The following is a 16,850-nucleotide window of genomic DNA, read 5'->3' as shown; positions in this document are numbered from 1 at the left end:
CACGGCGGCCGCCCCGCCTTCGAGGTCCGCGCCGTCCTCGCCGCCACCCTCTCGCCCACCTGGGGCATCTACAGCGGCTACGAACTGTGCGAGCGGATCCCGCTGCGCGAGGGCAGCGAGGAGTACCTCGACAGCGAGAAGTACCAGCTCCGCCCCCGCGACTGGGAGGCCGCCGAACGTGAGGGCCGCACCATCAGCCCCCTGCTCACCAGGCTCAACACCATTCGGCGCGAGAACGCGGCGCTGCGTCAGTTGCGCGATCTGCACTTCCACCACGCGGACCAGGAAGCGGTGATCGCGTACTCGAAGCGGAACGGCTCGAACACGGTTCTGGTGGTCGCCAACCTCGACCCTCACCACACCCAGGAGGCCACGGTCTCGTTGGACATGCCGCAACTCGGCCTGGACTGGCACGAGTCGGTGCCGGTGCGCGACGAGCTCACCGGCGAGACCTATCACTGGGGCAGGGCCAACTATGTGCGCCTCGAACCGGGCCACAGGCCCGCGCACGTTTTCAGGGTTCTGCGACCGTCCACCCCGCAGATCGGAGGGTCACCCACAAAATGATCGTCAACGAGCCCGTTCCGGACACCTTCGAGGACACACCCGCCAAGGACCGGGACCCGGATTGGTTCAAGCGCGCCGTCTTCTACGAGGTCCTCGTCCGCTCCTTCCAGGACAGCAACGGTGACGGCGTAGGCGACCTGAAGGGACTGACCGCCAAGCTCGACTACCTGCAGTGGCTCGGCGTGGACTGCCTGTGGCTGCCGCCCTTCTTCAAGTCACCGCTCAGGGACGGCGGCTACGACGTCTCCGACTACACCGCCGTCCTGCCGGAGTTCGGCGACCTCGCCGACTTCGTGGAGTTCGTCGACGCCGCCCACCAGCGCGGCATGCGGGTCATCATCGACTTCGTCATGAACCACACCAGCGACCAGCACCCGTGGTTCCAGGAATCCCGCAAGGACCCCGACGGGCCCTACGGCGACTACTACGTGTGGGCGGACGACGACAAGCAGTACCAGGACGCCCGGATCATCTTCGTGGACACCGAGGTGTCCAACTGGACCTACGACCCGGTCCGCAAGCAGTACTACTGGCACCGCTTCTTCTCCCACCAGCCGGACCTCAACTACGAGAACCCGGCCGTCCAGGAGGAGATGATCTCCGCGCTGAAGTTCTGGCTGGACCTCGGCATCGACGGCTTCCGGCTGGACGCGGTGCCGTACCTGTACCAGCAGGAGGGCACCAACTGCGAAAACCTTCCGGCCACGCACGAATTCCTCAAACGGGTGCGGAAGGAGATCGACGACCAGTACCCCGACAAGGTGCTGCTGGCGGAGGCCAACCAGTGGCCGGAGGACGTCGTCGACTACTTCGGCGACTACCCGAGCGGCGGCGACGAGTGCCACATGGCGTTCCACTTCCCCGTGATGCCGAGGATCTTCATGGCGGTGCGCAGGGAGTCGCGCTACCCGGTCTCCGAGATCCTCGCCAAGACGCCCGCCATCCCGTCGGGCTGCCAGTGGGGCATCTTCCTGCGCAACCACGACGAGCTGACCCTGGAGATGGTCACCGACGAAGAGCGCGACTACATGTGGGCCGAGTACGCCAAGGACCCCCGCATGCGCGCCAACATCGGCATCCGGCGCCGGCTCGCACCGCTGCTGGACAACGACCGCAACCAGATCGAGCTGTTCACGGCCCTGCTGCTGTCCCTGCCCGGCTCGCCGATCATCTACTACGGCGACGAGATCGGCATGGGCGACAACATCTGGCTCGGCGACCGCGACGCCGTCCGCACGCCCATGCAGTGGACCCCGGACCGCAACGCCGGGTTCTCCTCCTGCGACCCCGGGCGGCTGTTCCTGCCGACGATCATGGATCCGGTCTACGGCTACCAGGTCACCAACGTCGAGGCCTCCATGGCCTCACCCTCCTCGCTGCTGCACTGGACCCGCCGGATGATCGAGATCCGCAAGCAGAACGTGGCCTTCGGTCTCGGCTCCTACACCGAACTGCAGTCCTCCAACCCGGCGGTACTGGCCTTTCTGCGCGAGTACGAGGACGATCTGGTCCTGTGCGTCAACAACTTCTCGCGTTTCGCGCAGCCGACCGAGCTCGACCTGCGCGCCTTCGAGGGACGCCACCCGGTCGAGCTGTTCGGCGGGGTACGCTTCCCGGCCATCGGTGAACTGCCGTACCTGCTCACCCTCGGGGGTCACGGCTTCTACTGGTTCCGGCTCCGCAAGGACGCCGCGTAGGACCTGATCCGGCGGATCCGGCCGGACGGATCCCAAAGCCCGGGGCGGGGCGTTTCCTCCGCTCCGCCCGGGGCACGCATCAGTAACACCCCGACGACCCGGGGAAAGGACGCGACGCCATGTCGGAAGCCGTCACCCGTACCGTCACCGCCCCTCCCGGCCTGCTGGGGTCACTGGACCCACTACTGCGGGAGTGGCTGCCGCGACAGCGCTGGTTCGCGGGAAAGGGGCGTCCGGTCACCGGGTTCTCGCTGGTCACGGCCACCGAGCTGCTGCCGGCGGATTCCCGCCTCGGCCTGTACCACCTGCTCGTGCGCGCCCATCAGCCGCTCGTGGCGTCCCACGGTGCGCCCGAGCACCCGGGCGACTGTTACCAGCTGCTGATAGGCGTGCGCGAGGCGCTGCCGCCCCGGCTGGCGCCCGCGCTGATCGGGCACGTGACCGAGGGCCCGCTGACCGGACGCACGGTCTACGACGCCCTCTACGACACCCGGCCCGCCGAGGTCCTCCTGGAGGCACTGCGCACCCGGGCCCGCATCGGCGGGCTGCGCTTCGAGCGGGAGCAGGGCCAGGAGATCCGGAACGGGCTGGTGCCGCGCGTGGTGACCGCCGAGCAGTCGAACTCGTCGGTCGTCTACGGAGATACGTTCATCCTCAAGGTGCTGCGCCGGATAGTCCCCGGCATCAACCCCGATCTGGAGCTGCCGCTGGCGCTGGCCCACCAGGGCTGCCCACGGGTGCCCGCGCCGACCGCGTGGATGGTGGCGGACCTGGCCGACCAGCCGTGGGTGCTGGGGGTGCTCCAGCCGTATGTGCAGGGAGCCACGGACGGCTGGGAGCTGGCGCTGCGGGAGCTCGCCAAGGGCGAGGACTTCAGCGCCGAGGCGCGGTCGCTCGGGCGCGCCACGGCCGAGGTGCACACGGCGCTCGCCCGTGCGCTGCCGACCGTCACCCTGGGGCACATGCAGCTGGAGCAGCTGGTCGCCGGCATGACCGAGCGGCTGGAGGAGGCCGTGCAGGCGGTGCCGGCGCTGCGGCCGTACGCGCCCGGGCTGCACTCGGCGTTCACGGCGCTGGCCGATCTGGCCGCCGAGGGCCGTACCTGGACCGCGCAGCGCATCCACGGCGACCTGCACCTCGGTCAGTGTCTGCGCTCCCCGTCCGGGCAGTGGGCGCTGATCGACTTCGAGGGCGAGCCGGCCAAGCCACTGGCCGAGCGGCGGATGCCGCAGCCGCCGGTGCGGGACATCGCGGGGATGCTCCGCTCCTTCGACTACGCGGCGCACTCGGCCGACCCGGCGGTGCCGGGCTGGGCCGAGACGTGCCGGGCCGCGTACTGCTCCGGGTACGCGGAGATAAGCGGCCGGGATCCGCGTACCGACCCCGTGCTGCTGCGCGCCTACGAGACGGACAAGGCGATCTACGAAGTCGTGTACGAGGCCCGGCACCGCCCCGACTGGCTCCCGGTACCGCTGTCGGCGGTGCGCCGCCTGGCCGCCGCCGATCTGACCTGATCCACCTGACCTTCGCCGAGGAGGCTCCGCCCGTGACCCCGCGCCCCCCGTCCAGCGGTTCGGATCCGAAGAAGACGGCCGAGGAGACCGGCGTCGAGCAGCCGACGACCGCGCAGAAGAAGAGCGCCGCCAAGAAGACCACGGCGGCTGCCAGGAAGACGACGGCCGCCGCCAAGAAGGCGGCCGCGAAAACGGCGAAGGCGGTGAAGGAGACCGCCGTGCCGGAGCAGGCTGCCCCGGCCAAGAAGACCACGGCCAAGAAGACCACGGCGAAGAAGACCGCGAAGGCCGTCCCGGCTCAGAAGACGACGGCGAAGAAGGCCGCGGCCAAGAAGATCGCGGCGCAGAAGACGGCCGCCGAGAAGACGGTCACCAAGAAGACGACGGCCAAGAAGGCGACCGCGAAGAAGGCGACCGCCAAGAAGACGGCAGCCGCGAAGACCACCGCCGACACACCGGCCACCAAGAAGATCGCAGCCCAGAAGACAGCCACCACAACGGCCAAGAAGACGACCGCGAAGAAGGCCCCCGCCAAGAAGGCCCCCGCGAAGAAGGCGGCCCCGGCTCCCGGGCCGGTCGTGGCCGAGCCGCTGGAGGTCGCCGTCTCCCCCGCCGTCGACGCGGGCGACCGGGAGCGGCTGCTCAGCGGCACGCATCACTCCCCGCACTCCGTGCTCGGCGCGCACCCGGTGCCGGGCGGCATCGCCTTCCGGGCCTTCAGGCCGTACGCCCTGTCGGTGACCGTGGTCGCCGGGGATCTGCGGGCGGAGCTGCACGACGACGGGCAGGGCTTCTTCTCCGGTCTGCTGCCCCTGCGGGAGGTCCCGGCCTACCGGCTCCTCGTGGCGTACGAGGGAACGGTCCAGGAAACCGAGGACGCGTACGGCTTCCTGCCCACGCTCGGCGAGTTCGACCTGCACCTGATCGGCGAGGGCCGGCACGAGCAGCTGTGGGAGGCGCTCGGCGCGCATCCGATGACCCACCAGGGCGTGACCGGCACCCGGTTCGCGGTGTGGGCGCCGAACGCCCGCGGGGTGCGGGTGGCCGGCACCTTCAACTTCTGGGACGGCACCGGCTTCCCGATGCGCTCCCTCGGCTCCTCCGGCGTGTGGGAACTGTTCGTGCCGGGCATCGGCGAGGGCGAGCTGTACAAGTTCGAGATCACCCGGCCCGACGGCTCGAAGACGCTGCGCGCCGACCCGCTGGCGCGCCGTACGGAGGAGCCGCCCAACACGTCCTCGATCGTGTACACCTCGCGGTACGAGTGGGGTGACGACGAGTGGCTGGCGAAGCGGGCCGAGGTCCCCGCGCACGAGGCGCCCTTCTCGGTGTACGAGGTCCATCTGCCGTCCTGGCGACCAGGGCTGACCTACCGTCAACTGGCCGAACAGCTGCCCGCGTACGTCAGGGACCTGGGCTTCACGCACGTGGAGCTGATGCCCGTCGCGGAGCATCCCTTCGGCGGCTCGTGGGGCTATCAGGTCACCGGCTTCTACGCCCCGACCGCCCGCCTGGGCACGCCCGACGACTTCAGGTACCTGGTGGACCGCCTGCACCAGGCCGGCATCGGTGTGCTGATGGACTGGGTGCCGGCCCACTTCCCACGGGACGACTGGGCGCTCGCCGAGTTCGACGGACGCCCCCTGTACGAGCACGAGGATCCGCTGAGGGCCGCGCACCCCGACTGGGGCACCCTGGAGTTCGACTTCGGGCGCCGCGAGGTGCGCAACTTCCTGGTGGCGAACGCCGTGTACTGGTGCGAGGAGTTCCATATCGACGGGCTGCGCGTGGACGCGGTCGCCTCGATGCTGTACCTGGACTACTCGCGTGAGCCGGGCCAGTGGGTGCCGAACGTGCACGGCGGCCGGGAGAACCTGGACGCGGTGGCGTTCCTGCAGGAGATGAACGCGACGGTGTACCGCAGGGTGCCGGGTGTGGTGACGATCGCGGAGGAGTCCACGGCCTGGGACGGCGTCACCCGCGCCACCCACCACAAGGGCCCGAGCGGCTTCGGCGGGCTCGGTTTCGGTCTGAAGTGGAACATGGGCTGGATGCACGACTCGCTGCAGTACATGAGCCACGAGCCGGTCCACCGCAAGTACCACCACGGTGAGATGACGTTCTCGATGGTGTACGCCTACAGCGAGAACTACGTCCTGCCGATCTCCCACGACGAGGTGGTGCACGGCAAGGGCTCCCTGGTGTCGAAGATGCCGGGCGACTGGTGGCAGCAGCGCGCCAACCACCGGGCGTACCTGGGCTACATGTGGGCCCACCCCGGCAAGCAGCTGTTGTTCATGGGGCAGGAGTTCGCGCAGGGCGCGGAGTGGTCGGAGGCGCACGGCCCCGACTGGTGGCTGCTCGATCCGCACTACGGCGCGGAGGCCGACCACCGGGGCGTGCGCGACCTGGTCCGCGACCTCAACACCGTCTACCGCCGCACCCCGGCCCTGTGGGAGCGCGACACCCACGCCTCCGGCTTCGAGTGGGTGGTGGGGGACGCGGCGGAGGACAACGTCTTCGCCTTCCTCCGCCTCGACGCCGAGGGCACCCCGCTGCTGGCGGTGTCCAACCTCGCCCCCGTGGTGCGCCCCGAGTACCGCCTGGGCGTCCCCGACGACGTCCCCGCCTGGCACGAGGTCCTCAACACCGACGCCGCGAAGTACGGCGGCAGCGACGTCACCAACCCCGACCCCGTCAAGCCCGAGCCACAGGGCTGGCACGGCCGCCCGGCCAGCATCCGCCTGACCCTGCCCCCACTGGCGACGGTGTGGCTGCGGCCGGCCTGACCCCGCCTACTTCCCGAACATCAGCCTGCGCAGCGCCGACAGCAGCCCCCTGGCCGAGCCGTCGGCGCTGTGCGTGCCGGTGGTGAGGGGTGGGCGGTCCTCGCCCGGCCGGGGCATCGCGGTCGACGGGCGGCGCTTGGGGGCGCTCGCGGACAGTTCGTAGCGCACCGGGAGCAGGCGCAGGCCGCGTACGACCGGGCCGGAGCGCCAGGGGAGCTGGTCCGGGGGGAGGGTCAGTTCGGCGCGGGCGAAGTGGTCGAAGACGCGGCCCACGGCCGTGGTCACGATCATGCTGCCGAGTTCGCGGGCCGTGGTGGGGCACTGGTGGGGGCCCGCTCCCCAGCCCAGGTGGGCCCGGGTGCTCACGGCGGAGCCGACCAGGTGGGAGGTGCCGAGGGCGAGGAGGTCCTGGTGGGCGGCGGCCGCGGACGGCGAGACGATGTCGCCGGCCCGCACCCAGTAGGCGCCCAGGGGCACGTCCCGCGCGGCGAAGCGGAAGCACATGTTGGCGACGGGCGGGTTGGCCAGCGCGGCCCGGTTGACGGCCTCGCCGAGCTGCCCGGCCGACAGGCTGCGCCGCACGGTGGCGTTGCCGCGCAGCACCTCCAGCAGGGTGTTCATGACCATGTTGCCGGTGATGTCGTTGAGGTAGACCGCGTTCATGAACAGCTCCCGGCCGAGCTGTTCGTCGCTGAGGCCGGGATCGGCGAGCAGCAGGTAGGAGGTGAGGTCGTCGCCGGGCCGGGCCCTGCGGTGGGCGGCGAGCCGGGTCATCGTGGCCAGCGCCCGGGCCGTGGCGGCACCGGCGTCCGGGCCGCCGTCGAGCATCCGCCACAGGTCCATGACCAGCTCGTCGCCGAGCTCCACCGGGCAGCCGAACAGCCGGGTGGTGACCATCAGCAGCAGCGGCCGGGTGTACTGGGCGCCCAGGTCGGCGAAGCCGGCCGAGCCGGACTCGGCGGCCAGCAGGGCGACCAGGTCGTCGGTGTACCGGGCGACGGCTGCCCGCAGCTCCCAGCCCTGCGGACTGCGCGCCTCCTGGAAGGGGCGCAGCGCCGAGTGCAGGACGCCACGGGCGGCCTGGTGCTCCTCGCCGTCCATGAACATGGTCTGCCGCACCTCGTACCCGGCGAGCAGCGGCCAGTCGGCCGGGAGCCGTCCCTGTGCTCGGGCACGCCAGTACCGGATGTCCCGCCGCCACTGGCACTCGTTCCTGAGCACCTCAAGGACCTCGCGGTAGTCGAGGACCAGCCACACCGGTACGCCCATCAGCCCGACCGGCGCGACCGGACCGTGCGTGCGCCGCAGTCTCCGGTAGACCGCCCCGGGGTCCGCGTCGAACTCCGCGGTCAGCAGCGGCTCCACCGGCAGTGAGGCGAGCGTCGGGCAGTCGGCCGGCGCGGGCGCGTGAGGCTGGGCTTCCATAGCGACACGCATACCGCACCGGCCGTGCACGCGCAGTAATCAGGACACGAACCGTTACATCTTGGTGATCCCCCGTTACGCGAAGGCGTCGGCCAGCGTTTTGGGCAGGTCACCGGTGTGCAGCACGCCCAGCCGCTGTGTGGCCCGGGTCAGCGCCACGTACAGGTCGCTCGTGCCGTACCGCCCCGGCTCGACCACGAGCACGGAGTCGAACTCCAGGCCCTTGGACTGGCGCGGGTCGAGCAGGACGACGGTCTGCGTCAGGTCCGGCTCCGCGCCCGCCGTCACCCCGTCCAGGTGTGCCGCGAGCCTGCGGTGCAGGTCGCGGGGGGCGATCACCGCGAGGCGGCCCTCGGCGGGGGTGAGTTCCGCCGCCGCCTCGGCCACGGCGGCCGGCAGGTCGTCGGTGGCGCGGGCCCAGGGCCGTACGCCCGTGGAGCGCACGGAACTCGGCGGTTCGAAGCCGGGATGCTCGGCGCGGACCACGGCCGCCGCCACCTCCATGATCTCGGCCGGGGTGCGGTAGTTGACGCCGAGCCGGGTGTGCTCCCAGCGGTCCTCGACGTAGGGCTCCAGGATGTCCGCCCATGCGCCGACACCGGCCGCCTCCGCCGTCTGCGCCGGGTCGCCGACCAGCGTCATGGAGCGGGTCGGGATGCGCCGCATCAGCATCCGCCAGGCCATCGGCGACAGTTCCTGCGCCTCGTCGACGATGATGTGCCCGAACGCCCAGGTGCGGTCGGCCGCCGCGCGTTCGGCGGCGCTGCGGTGGTCGTCCTCCTCCTGGCGTTCGGCGAACCGTTCGGCGTCGATGATGTCGTGCGCGGACAGGACCTCCGAGGCGTCGGGGTCACTGTCCTCCTTGTCCTCGAACTCGTACGTCCGGGACGCGTACGACACGTCCAGCACGCCCTGGGCGTAGGCGATCTGTGCCGCTCGCTCCCGTTCCGCGCGCTCCCGCGCCTGCCGGTCGTCCTCGCCGAGGAGTTCGGCGGCCTCGTCCAGCAGGGGTACGTCCGCGACCGTCCAGTGCCGGGTCACCGGGCGGCGGACGGCGTCCGCGTCCTCGTCGGAGAGGAAGCCCTCGGGGGCGGCGAGGAAGTCGGCGACCAGCCGCTGCGGGCTCAGCACGGGCCACAGCTGGTCGATGGCGGACCAGACCTCGGGGTTCTCGGCGAGTTCGTCGCGGATCTGGGTGATGTCGGCGGGGTCCAGCAGACTGGACCCGTCGAACGGGTCGGTGCCGATGCGCTCGGCGTACAGCTCGGTGAGCGTGTTGAGGATGTGACCCTCGAAGTGCTCGCGGGCCGCGTTGTGCGGCAGCTTGGCGGCACGGGTGCGCTCGCGGGCGACGTTCACCAGGCCGTCGTCGAGCATGAGGACCTCGCGGTCGTGCTCGATCGCGATCACCGGGTCGGGCAGCGCCTGCCGGCTGCGGACGACCTCGGCGAGCACGTCGGCCATGTCCGCGCGCCCCTTCACGGCGGCCGCCTCGGGCGTGTCCGCCCGGGTGGCCTTCACGCCGGGGAACAGCTCACCGACGGTCGCCAGCAGCACACCGGTTTCGCCGAGGGAGGGCAGGACCTCGTCGATGTAGCCGAGGAAAGCCGGGTTGGGGCCGACGATCAGGACGGCGCGCTTGGCGAGCAGCTCCCGGTGCTCGTAGAGGAGGTAGGCGGCGCGGTGCAGGGCGACGGCCGTCTTTCCGGTGCCCGGGCCGCCCTCCACCACCAGCACGCCGCGGTGCGGTGCGCGGATGATGCGGTCCTGGTCGGCCTGGATGGTCTGCACGATGTCGCTCATCCGGCCGGTGCGCGCGGAGTTGAGCGCGGCGAGCAGCACGGCGTCGCCCGTCGGGTCCTCGTGGCCGGTCCTGGTCTCGTCGCCGAGGTCGAGGATCTCGTCGTGCAGGGCGCTGACCCTGCGGCCGTCGGTGGAGATGTGGCGACGGCGCCTGAGGCCCATCGGGGTGTGGCCGGTGGCCAGGTAGAAGGGGCGGGCGACGTCGGCTCGCCAGTCGATCAGGATCGGGGTGCGCTCGGCGTCGTCGGCGCGCAGACCGATCCGGCCGATGTGGTGGACGGTGCCCGAGGTCAGGTCGATCCGGCCGAAGCAGAGCGAGCCGTCCACCGCGTTCAGCGCGGCGAGCAGCCCGGAACGCTCGGCGACGAGGATGTCCCGCTCCAGCCTGGCCTGCATGGGCGTGTGGCCCTGGCCGAGCGCGTCCGTGACGGAGACCTCGGTGTCGCCGCGCAGCGCGTCCACGCGCGCGTACAGCTCGTCGATGAATTCCTGTTCCTGCCGCAATTCATCGTCCGGCAATTCGGTGTTTGACAATTCCGCTCCCGCCCGGATATACTGTGCTCACTGAACTTCTCCGCGACTCCACCGACTTGAAGTCGCGAATCAATAAATATACGCAAAGAAATCCCCCGAGCGCAATTGCTCGGGGGATTTCTTCATGCCCGGGCGGGCATCACAGCACGTCGGACAGCTCCTCCAGCAGTCGCCGCTTGGGCCGTGCGCCCACCATCGACTTCACCGGCTCGCCGTCCCGGAACACCATGAACGTCGGCATCGACAGCACCTTGTAGGCGTTCGTCGTCTCCGGATTGGTGTCCACGTCCAGCTGGACCACTTTCAGACGGTCCCCCTCCTCGAAGGCGAGGGCACTGAGCACCGGCCCCATCTGCCGGCACGGCGGGCACCAGTCGGCGGTGAACTCCACCAGCACCGGCAGGTCCGCCCCGATCACCTCCGCCGCGAAGTCCGCGTCCGTCACTTCGGTCACCACGTGTGCCCTCCCAGCTCGCATCCCGGCTCCGGACCCCCCGGAACCGCCGCATCGGCCGCCAGTTCGTCCCGTGCCTGCTCGGCCCGCTCCAGCTGCGCGCCGACCTGGGCGCGCACGGCCTGGAGCTCACCGATCAGCGTGTCCAGCTCGGCCAGCTTGCGCCGGTAGACCGCGAGGGACGCGGGACACGAGTCCCCCGCCGGGTGCCCGGCCCGCAGGCACTCCACGAAGGGCCGCGTCTCCTCCAGGTCGAACCCGAAGTCCTGCAGCGTCCGGATCTGCTGCAGCAGCCTCAGATCGCTCTCGTCGTACGTCCGGTATCCGTTGCCGCTGCGTCGCGCGGGCAGCAGCCCCCGCGCCTCGTAGTACCGCAGCGTCCGCGTCGTGGTCCCGGCCCGGGCGGCCAGCTCGCCGATTCGCATACGGACGAACGTAAGCCTTGACGCGGACGTCAAGGCAACGGCGGGCAAGTCGATTCGGTGTTCGGGCCGGCCGTGGTCGCCGGCCACGGAAGAGGCGGGCACGTCCGCCGCGGTCACCGTACCGACCGCGGCGGGCGTGCCCGCCTCCCGAGCCACCGAGCCGGTGGCCGAGCCCAGTTGTCGAGTTGTCGTGGAACTGACCGGGCGGCTGAGCGACGGGGGAGCATCCCAGCCGCCCGGAGTCTGTGCGGGCCTGCGCCGCGTCAGGCCTTGGCGAGTTCCTTCTCGCTGCCCTGCTCGGGCACCTCGGCGGTGTCGCCGCCGCCGTGGCCCTCGTCCAGCAGCGTCGCCTCGTCGAAGGGGATCTGACCGGCGAGGACCTGGCCGACCCGCTCCTTGTCGATCTCCTTCGTCCAGGTGCCGATCAGGACGGTGGCGACGGCGTTGCCCGCGAAGTTGGTCAGGGCGCGGGCCTCGCTCATGAAGCGGTCGATGCCGACGATGAGGCCGACGCCGTCCACCAGGGCCGGCTTGTGCGACTGCAGACCGCCGGCGAGCGTGGCCAGACCGGCACCCGTGACACCTGCCGCGCCCTTCGAGGCGACCAGCAGGAACAGCAGCAGCGGGATCTGCTCGCCGATCGACATCGGCGTGCCCATGGCGTCGGCGATGAACAGCGAGGCCATGGTCATGTAGATCATGGTGCCGTCGAGGTTGAAGGAGTAGCCGGTCGGGACCGTGATGCCGACCACCGGCTTGCTGACGCCCAGGTGCTCCATCTTCGCGATGAGCCGCGGCAGCGCGGACTCGGAGGAGGAGGTGGACAGGATCAGCAGGAACTCACGGCCCAGGTACTTGAACAGCGTGATGATGTTCAGGCCGGCGATGACGCGCAGCAGGACGCCGAGCACGATGAAGACGAAGAGGAAGCAGGTGACGTAGAAGCCGAGCATCAGCACGGCGAGGCTCTTGAGCGCGTCCACGCCCGCGGAGCCGGTGACGGCGGCGATCGCGCCGAACGCGCCGATGGGGGCGGCCCACATCACCATGGCGAGGATGCGGAAGACGAGCCGCTGGATGTGCTCGACACCGCGCAGGATCGGCTGGCCGGCGGAGCCCATGCCCTGCAGCGCGAAGCCGGCGAGCAGGGCGATCAGCAGGGTCTGCAGGACCGACTCGTTGGTGAAGGCCGACACCATCGTGGTCGGGATGATCGAGAGCACGAACTCGACCGGCGGCAAAGCCTCGGAGTCCACCTGCTCGTGGCCGGCGTCCTTGATCGCGTCAGTGATGTGCAGGCCCGTACCGGGCTCCAGGATGTTGCCGACGACCAGGCCGATGCCCAGCGCCACCAGCGACATCACCATGAAGTAGCCCAGGGCGATGCCGCCCACGGCACCGACCTTGGCGGCCTTCCTCACGGATCCGATGCCGAGAACGATCGTGCAGAAGATGATCGGCGAGATCATCATCTTGATCAGGTTCACGAAGCCGGTTCCGATCGGCTTCAGCTCGACCGCGAAGTCGGGTGCGGCAAGCCCCACGGCGATACCTGCGGCGACCGCGATGATCACTGCGATGTAGAGGTAGTGCGTGCGGTCCCGCTTGGCTTTTGGTGCGGTAGGTGCCGTATCGGCTGCGCTGGTCACGGCGGCCCTCCTTGACGACGTCGTCGGCATCACCGGCGTGCGGCTCACGTCCGGGTGGGTTATTGGGGATTGCCGTGACTATCCCCTGCCATGTGAGCGCGGTCACCCTTCCGTTCATTTAGTTCACAATCGGCCAAGAGGCAGACTGACGACATGCGTATCCCCGTCCCGAGACCTCGCAGCCTGGCGGCGCAGCTCTTCGCCATGCAGGCCGTTCTGATAGCGGTCGTGGTGGCCGGATATGCACTCTTCACCTACGTCAGCGACCGCAGCCAGGCCGAGGAGGCGGCCGCCCGGCAGGCCAGGGCGGTGGCCCGCTCGGTCGCCGACTCCCCGTCCGTGCGGGAGGCGATCCACACCTCCGACCCGACGGCCGAGCTCCAGCCGTACGCACTGCGGGTGATGCGCGACACCGAGGTCGACTTCGTCACGATCATGAACCCGCAGGGCATCCGCTGGACCCACCCCGATGAGAAACAGATCGGCCAGCGCTTCCGCGGCCACATCGAGGCCGCGCAGCGGGGCGGAACCTTCACCGAGACCTACACCGGCACGCTCGGCCCGTCGGTCCGCGCGGTCACCCCGGTCGAGGAGGGCGGGAAGGTCGTCGGCCTGGTCAGCGCCGGCATCAAGGTGGAGGCGATCAGCAAGCGGGTGCAGGGCCAGCTGACGGCCCTGCTCGGCGTCGCGGCCGGCGCGCTCGCGCTCGGCGCGGTCGGCACGTACGTCATCAACGCCCGTCTGCGCCGCCACACCCACGGCATGAACGCGGCCGAGCTCAGCCGTATGCACGACTATCACCAGGCGGCACTGCACGCGGTGCGGGAGGGGTTGCTGATGCTGGACGGTCAGTACCGGGTGGCGCTGATCAACGACGGGGGCCGGGAGCTTCTGGGGGTGACCGGTGAGGTGGTGGGCAGGTCCGTCGCGGATCTGGGGCTGCCGGCGCCGCTGACCGGGGCTCTGCTGGCGTCGGAGCCGCGGGTGGACGAGGTGCACCTGACGGCGGACCGGGTCCTGGTGGTGAACACCTCACCGGTGTCCGGCGGCGAACGCCGGGGCACGGTGGTGACCCTGCGGGACGTCACGGAACTCCAGTCCCTGATGGGCGAGCTCGACTCCGAGCGCGGCTTCACGCAGGCGCTGCGCTCGCAGGCGCACGAGGCGGCGAACCGGCTGCACACGGTCGTGTCCCTGATCGAGCTGGGCCGGGCGCAGGAGGCGGTGGAGTTCGCGACGGCCGAACTGGAACTCGCCCAGGCGCTGACCGACCAGGTGGTGGCGGCGGTGAGCGAGCCGGTGCTGGCGGCGCTGCTGCTGGGCAAGACGGCCCAGGCCAACGAGCGGGGCGTGGAGCTGGTGGTCTCGGAGGACAGCCGCCTGGACGACGGGCTGCTGCCCCCCTCGCTGCCCGCCCGCGACCTGGTGACGATCCTGGGCAACCTGATCGACAACGCGGTGGACGCGGCGCAGGGGAGCGGGCGGGCGAAGGTGACGGTGACGGCGTACACGGAAGGTGCCGAGCTGGTGCTGCGGGTCTGCGACACGGGCCCGGGCGTGCACCCGGGCCACGCCGACCTGGTCTTCCAGCGCGGCTTCTCGACGAAGCCGGCGGGGCCCGGGGGCCGGGGGCTGGGGCTGGCGCTGGTGCGGCAGGCGGTGCACCGGCACGACGGGACGTTGACGGTGGCGGAGGCCGACGGAGGCGGGGCGGAGTTCGAGGCGCGGCTGCCGCTGGAGGACGCCGGCGGGGGCACCGCGTCGGCGAAGGCGCTGTCGCGGGGCGCGGTTTCCGGAGGCGACAGATGACGACCGAGCAGGCCATCCGCGTCCTCGTCGTGGAGGACGACCCCGTCGCCGCCGACGCGCACGTCATGTACGTCGGCCGGGTGCCCGGCTTCGTGGCCGTCGGCAAGGCCCACACGGGCGCGGAGGCGCGGCGCATGCTCGACCGTACGCCGGTGGACCTGCTGTTGCTGGACCTGCACCTGCCGGACGTGCACGGGCTGCAGCTGGCGCGTTCCCTGCGGGCCGCCGGGCATCACGCGGACGTCATAGCGGTGACGTCGGCGCGGGATCTGACGGTGGTGCGCGAGGGCGTGTCACTGGGGGTCGTGCAGTACGTCCTGAAGCCGTTCACCTTCGCGACCCTGCGGGACCGGCTGGTGCGGTACGCCGAGTTCCACTCGGCGGCGGGCGAGGCCAGCGGCCAGGACGAGGTCGACCGCGCCCTGGCCACCCTGCGGGCGCCGGGCCCGGCGGCGCTGCCGAAGGGGCTGAGCGGGCCGACGCTGGAGCGGGTGACGGGTGCGTTGCGGGAGGCGGAGGAGGGGTTGACCGCGGCGGGCGTCGCGGAGGCCGTGGGGATCTCCCGGATCACGGCCCGGCGGTATCTGGAGCATCTGGTGGACGCGGGGCGGGCCGGGCGGAGTCCGTTGTACGGGCAGGTGGGGCGGCCCGAGTTGGTCTACCGGTGGGTGAGCGGGGTGGAGAGGGGGCGGTGAGGGCGGTACCGGGGCCGCTCTCGTCAGTCCGCCGCACGACGCATTGACTGACCGGACCACCCCTCATACGTTCGCACCACACCCATCGCCCGGCCACAACGACGTGCGCCCGCAGGAGGTCGTGCCCGTGCGCCCCACCGCCGCCTTACTCCCCGCCCTCCTCGTCGCAGCCGCCCTCACCGCCTGCGGCAGCGGTTCCGGCAGCGATCCGGACACCGTGAAAGTCTCCTTCAAACAGTCCACGGACAACTCCGTCAAGGTGATGGACACCTACCTCGCCGACATCAAGAAGCAGTTCGAGAAGGCCCACCCCGGCAAGAAGGTCGAACTCGTCCCCGTCAAGGCCCCGGACGCGGAGTACTACACCAAGCTCCAGCAGATGCTCCGCTCCCCCAGAACCGCCCCGGACCTGGTCTACGAGGACACCTTCCTCATCAACTCGGACATCACCAGTGGGTATCTGAAGCCCCTCGATCCGTACCTCGCCAAGTGGCAGGACTGGGACCGGTTCATCGACACGGCCAAGGCCGCGGCCAAGGGCGAGGACGGCAGGACGTACGGCGTCCCCGACGGCACCGACACCCGCGGCCTGTGGTTCCGCAAGGACATCTTCGCCAAGGCCGGCCTACCGGCCGACTGGCAGCCCAGGACCTGGAAGGACGTCCTCGACGCCGCCCGCACCATCAAACGGAAGGTCCCCGGCGTCATCCCCCTGAACGTCTACACGGGCAAGGCCGTCGGCGAGGCCGCCACCATGCAGACCTTCGAGATGCTGCTCTACGGCACGAACGACGGCACGACGGACCCCCTGTACGACAAGGCCGCGAAGAAATGGATCGCCGGCGGCCAGGGCTTCAAGGACGCCCTCACCTTCGTCGAGACCGTCTACGAGGAGAAGCTCGGACCGGACGTCGCCGACGCCCTCGACCCGAACGTCATGACCCGGGTGCGCGGCGAGTGGCTCCCGCAGGGCAAGCTCGGCATCGCTCTGGACGGCTCCTGGCTCCCGCAGGACTGGCTGGAGGGCAGCGGCCACGAATGGCCCGAGTGGTCCGAGGAGCTGGGCCTCGCCGCCATGCCCACCCAGCACGGCCAGTCCCCCGGCCAGGTCAGCATGTCCGGCGGCTGGACCTGGGCGATCCCCGCCAAGGCGGCCCATCCCGACCTCGCCTTCGAGTTCATCAAGACGATGCAGACGAAGGCGAACGCCCAGAAGTGGTACGTGGCCAACTCCGGCATCGCGGTACGGGAGGACGTCGCGAACGACCCCGCGTACGTCGAGGCGCAGCCCGGCATCGAGTTCTTCACCGACCTCGTCGCCAGCACCCACTACCGGCCCGCCTACCCCGCGTACCCGAAGGTCTCCGTCGCCGTCCAGGAGGCGATGGAGGGCGTCACGACGGGCGAGAAGTCGGTCGAGGAGGCGGCGAAGGGCTACGACGAGGAGTTGAGGACAGCGGCGGACAACCAGGTGATCGAGAAGTGAGCC

At 70.6% G+C, this 16,850-nt stretch carries 11 protein-coding genes and 1 pseudogene; 7 read left to right on the top strand and 5 right to left on the bottom strand.

Going from position 1 to position 16,850, the window contains the following annotated elements:
- The 4 genes and pseudogenes from NW895_RS12465 to glgB all read left to right on the top strand — a co-directional run.
- Nucleotides 1-567: pseudogene (locus NW895_RS12465) on the top strand (alpha-1,4-glucan--maltose-1-phosphate maltosyltransferase); the annotation flags it as partial.
- Nucleotides 564-2,264: a maltose alpha-D-glucosyltransferase gene (gene treS / locus NW895_RS12460; RefSeq protein WP_289935495.1), complete on the top strand. Its 1,701-nt coding sequence runs from the start codon at nt 564-566 to the stop codon at nt 2,262-2,264. The pseudogene NW895_RS12465 and the gene treS, both read left to right, overlap by 4 nt.
- A 119-nt stretch (nt 2,265-2,383) precedes the next feature.
- Nucleotides 2,384-3,778, top strand: coding sequence for a maltokinase (locus NW895_RS12455; protein ID WP_289935494.1), 1,395 nt, complete (start codon nt 2,384-2,386; stop codon nt 3,776-3,778).
- A 32-nt stretch (nt 3,779-3,810) separates the two neighbouring features.
- Nucleotides 3,811-6,567: a 1,4-alpha-glucan branching enzyme gene (glgB, locus tag NW895_RS12450; RefSeq protein WP_289935493.1), complete on the top strand. Its 2,757-nt coding sequence runs from the start codon at nt 3,811-3,813 to the stop codon at nt 6,565-6,567.
- A gap of 6 nt (nt 6,568-6,573) precedes the next feature.
- Here the strand turns inward: glgB and NW895_RS12445 are convergent, their stop codons facing one another.
- The 5 genes from NW895_RS12445 to NW895_RS12425 all read right to left on the bottom strand — a co-directional run bounded on the left by NW895_RS12445 (nt 6,574) and on the right by NW895_RS12425 (nt 12,857).
- A complete protein-coding gene (locus NW895_RS12445; RefSeq protein ID WP_289935492.1) occupies nt 6,574-7,992 on the bottom strand; it encodes a cytochrome in 1,419 nt (472 codons plus the stop codon).
- A 75-nt stretch (nt 7,993-8,067) separates the two neighbouring features.
- Nucleotides 8,068-10,329, bottom strand: a complete 2,262-nt coding sequence (locus tag NW895_RS12440; RefSeq protein WP_289935491.1) for an AAA family ATPase — start codon at nt 10,327-10,329, stop codon at nt 8,068-8,070.
- A 139-nt stretch (nt 10,330-10,468) separates the two neighbouring features.
- A complete protein-coding gene (locus tag NW895_RS12435) occupies nt 10,469-10,783 on the bottom strand; it encodes a thioredoxin domain-containing protein (RefSeq protein ID WP_289935490.1) in 315 nt (104 codons plus the stop codon).
- Nucleotides 10,780-11,208, bottom strand: a complete 429-nt coding sequence (locus NW895_RS12430) for a MerR family transcriptional regulator (RefSeq protein ID WP_289935489.1) — start codon at nt 11,206-11,208, stop codon at nt 10,780-10,782. The genes NW895_RS12435 and NW895_RS12430 overlap by 4 nt, the downstream gene beginning before the upstream one ends.
- A 263-nt stretch (nt 11,209-11,471) precedes the next feature.
- Nucleotides 11,472-12,857 (bottom strand): cation:dicarboxylase symporter family transporter, encoded by a 1,386-nt coding sequence (locus NW895_RS12425; protein WP_289935488.1) that lies wholly within the window; start codon nt 12,855-12,857, stop codon nt 11,472-11,474.
- A 153-nt stretch (nt 12,858-13,010) separates the two neighbouring features.
- On the opposite strand from NW895_RS12425, the gene NW895_RS12420 reads away from it, so the two are divergent.
- From NW895_RS12420 to NW895_RS12410, 3 genes are all read left to right on the top strand, one after another.
- Complete coding sequence (locus NW895_RS12420) at nt 13,011-14,666, top strand: sensor histidine kinase (protein WP_289935487.1); 1,656 nt, start codon at nt 13,011-13,013, stop codon at nt 14,664-14,666.
- Nucleotides 14,663-15,361 (top strand): response regulator, encoded by a 699-nt coding sequence (locus NW895_RS12415; protein ID WP_289935486.1) that lies wholly within the window; start codon nt 14,663-14,665, stop codon nt 15,359-15,361. The genes NW895_RS12420 and NW895_RS12415 overlap by 4 nt, the downstream gene beginning before the upstream one ends.
- Before the next feature lie 121 nt (nt 15,362-15,482).
- A complete protein-coding gene (locus tag NW895_RS12410; RefSeq protein ID WP_289935485.1) occupies nt 15,483-16,847 on the top strand; it encodes an extracellular solute-binding protein in 1,365 nt (454 codons plus the stop codon).
- Nucleotides 16,848-16,850: the final 3 nt, after the last annotated feature.

It is taken from the genome of Streptomyces sp. S.PNR 29 (assembly GCF_030386795.1).
In the GTDB taxonomy this organism is placed as follows: Bacteria; Actinomycetota; Actinomycetes; order Streptomycetales; family Streptomycetaceae; genus Streptomyces.
This window is presented reverse-complemented; position numbering and strand designations above follow the sequence as displayed.

Excerpts from the sequence above, each read along its gene's own strand:
- treS (WP_289935495.1), top strand. The coding sequence starts at position 564 with ATGATCGTCAACGAGCCCGTTCCGGACACCTTCGAGGACACACCCGCC.
- NW895_RS12420 (WP_289935487.1), top strand. The coding sequence starts at position 13,011 with ATGCGTATCCCCGTCCCGAGACCTCGCAGCCTGGCGGCGCAGCTCTTC.
- NW895_RS12415 (WP_289935486.1), top strand. The coding sequence starts at position 14,663 with ATGACGACCGAGCAGGCCATCCGCGTCCTCGTCGTGGAGGACGACCCC.
- NW895_RS12430 (WP_289935489.1), bottom strand. The coding sequence starts at position 11,208 with ATGCGAATCGGCGAGCTGGCCGCCCGGGCCGGGACCACGACGCGGACG.
- NW895_RS12445 (WP_289935492.1), bottom strand. The coding sequence starts at position 7,992 with ATGGAAGCCCAGCCTCACGCGCCCGCGCCGGCCGACTGCCCGACGCTC.
- NW895_RS12455 (WP_289935494.1), top strand. The coding sequence starts at position 2,384 with ATGTCGGAAGCCGTCACCCGTACCGTCACCGCCCCTCCCGGCCTGCTG.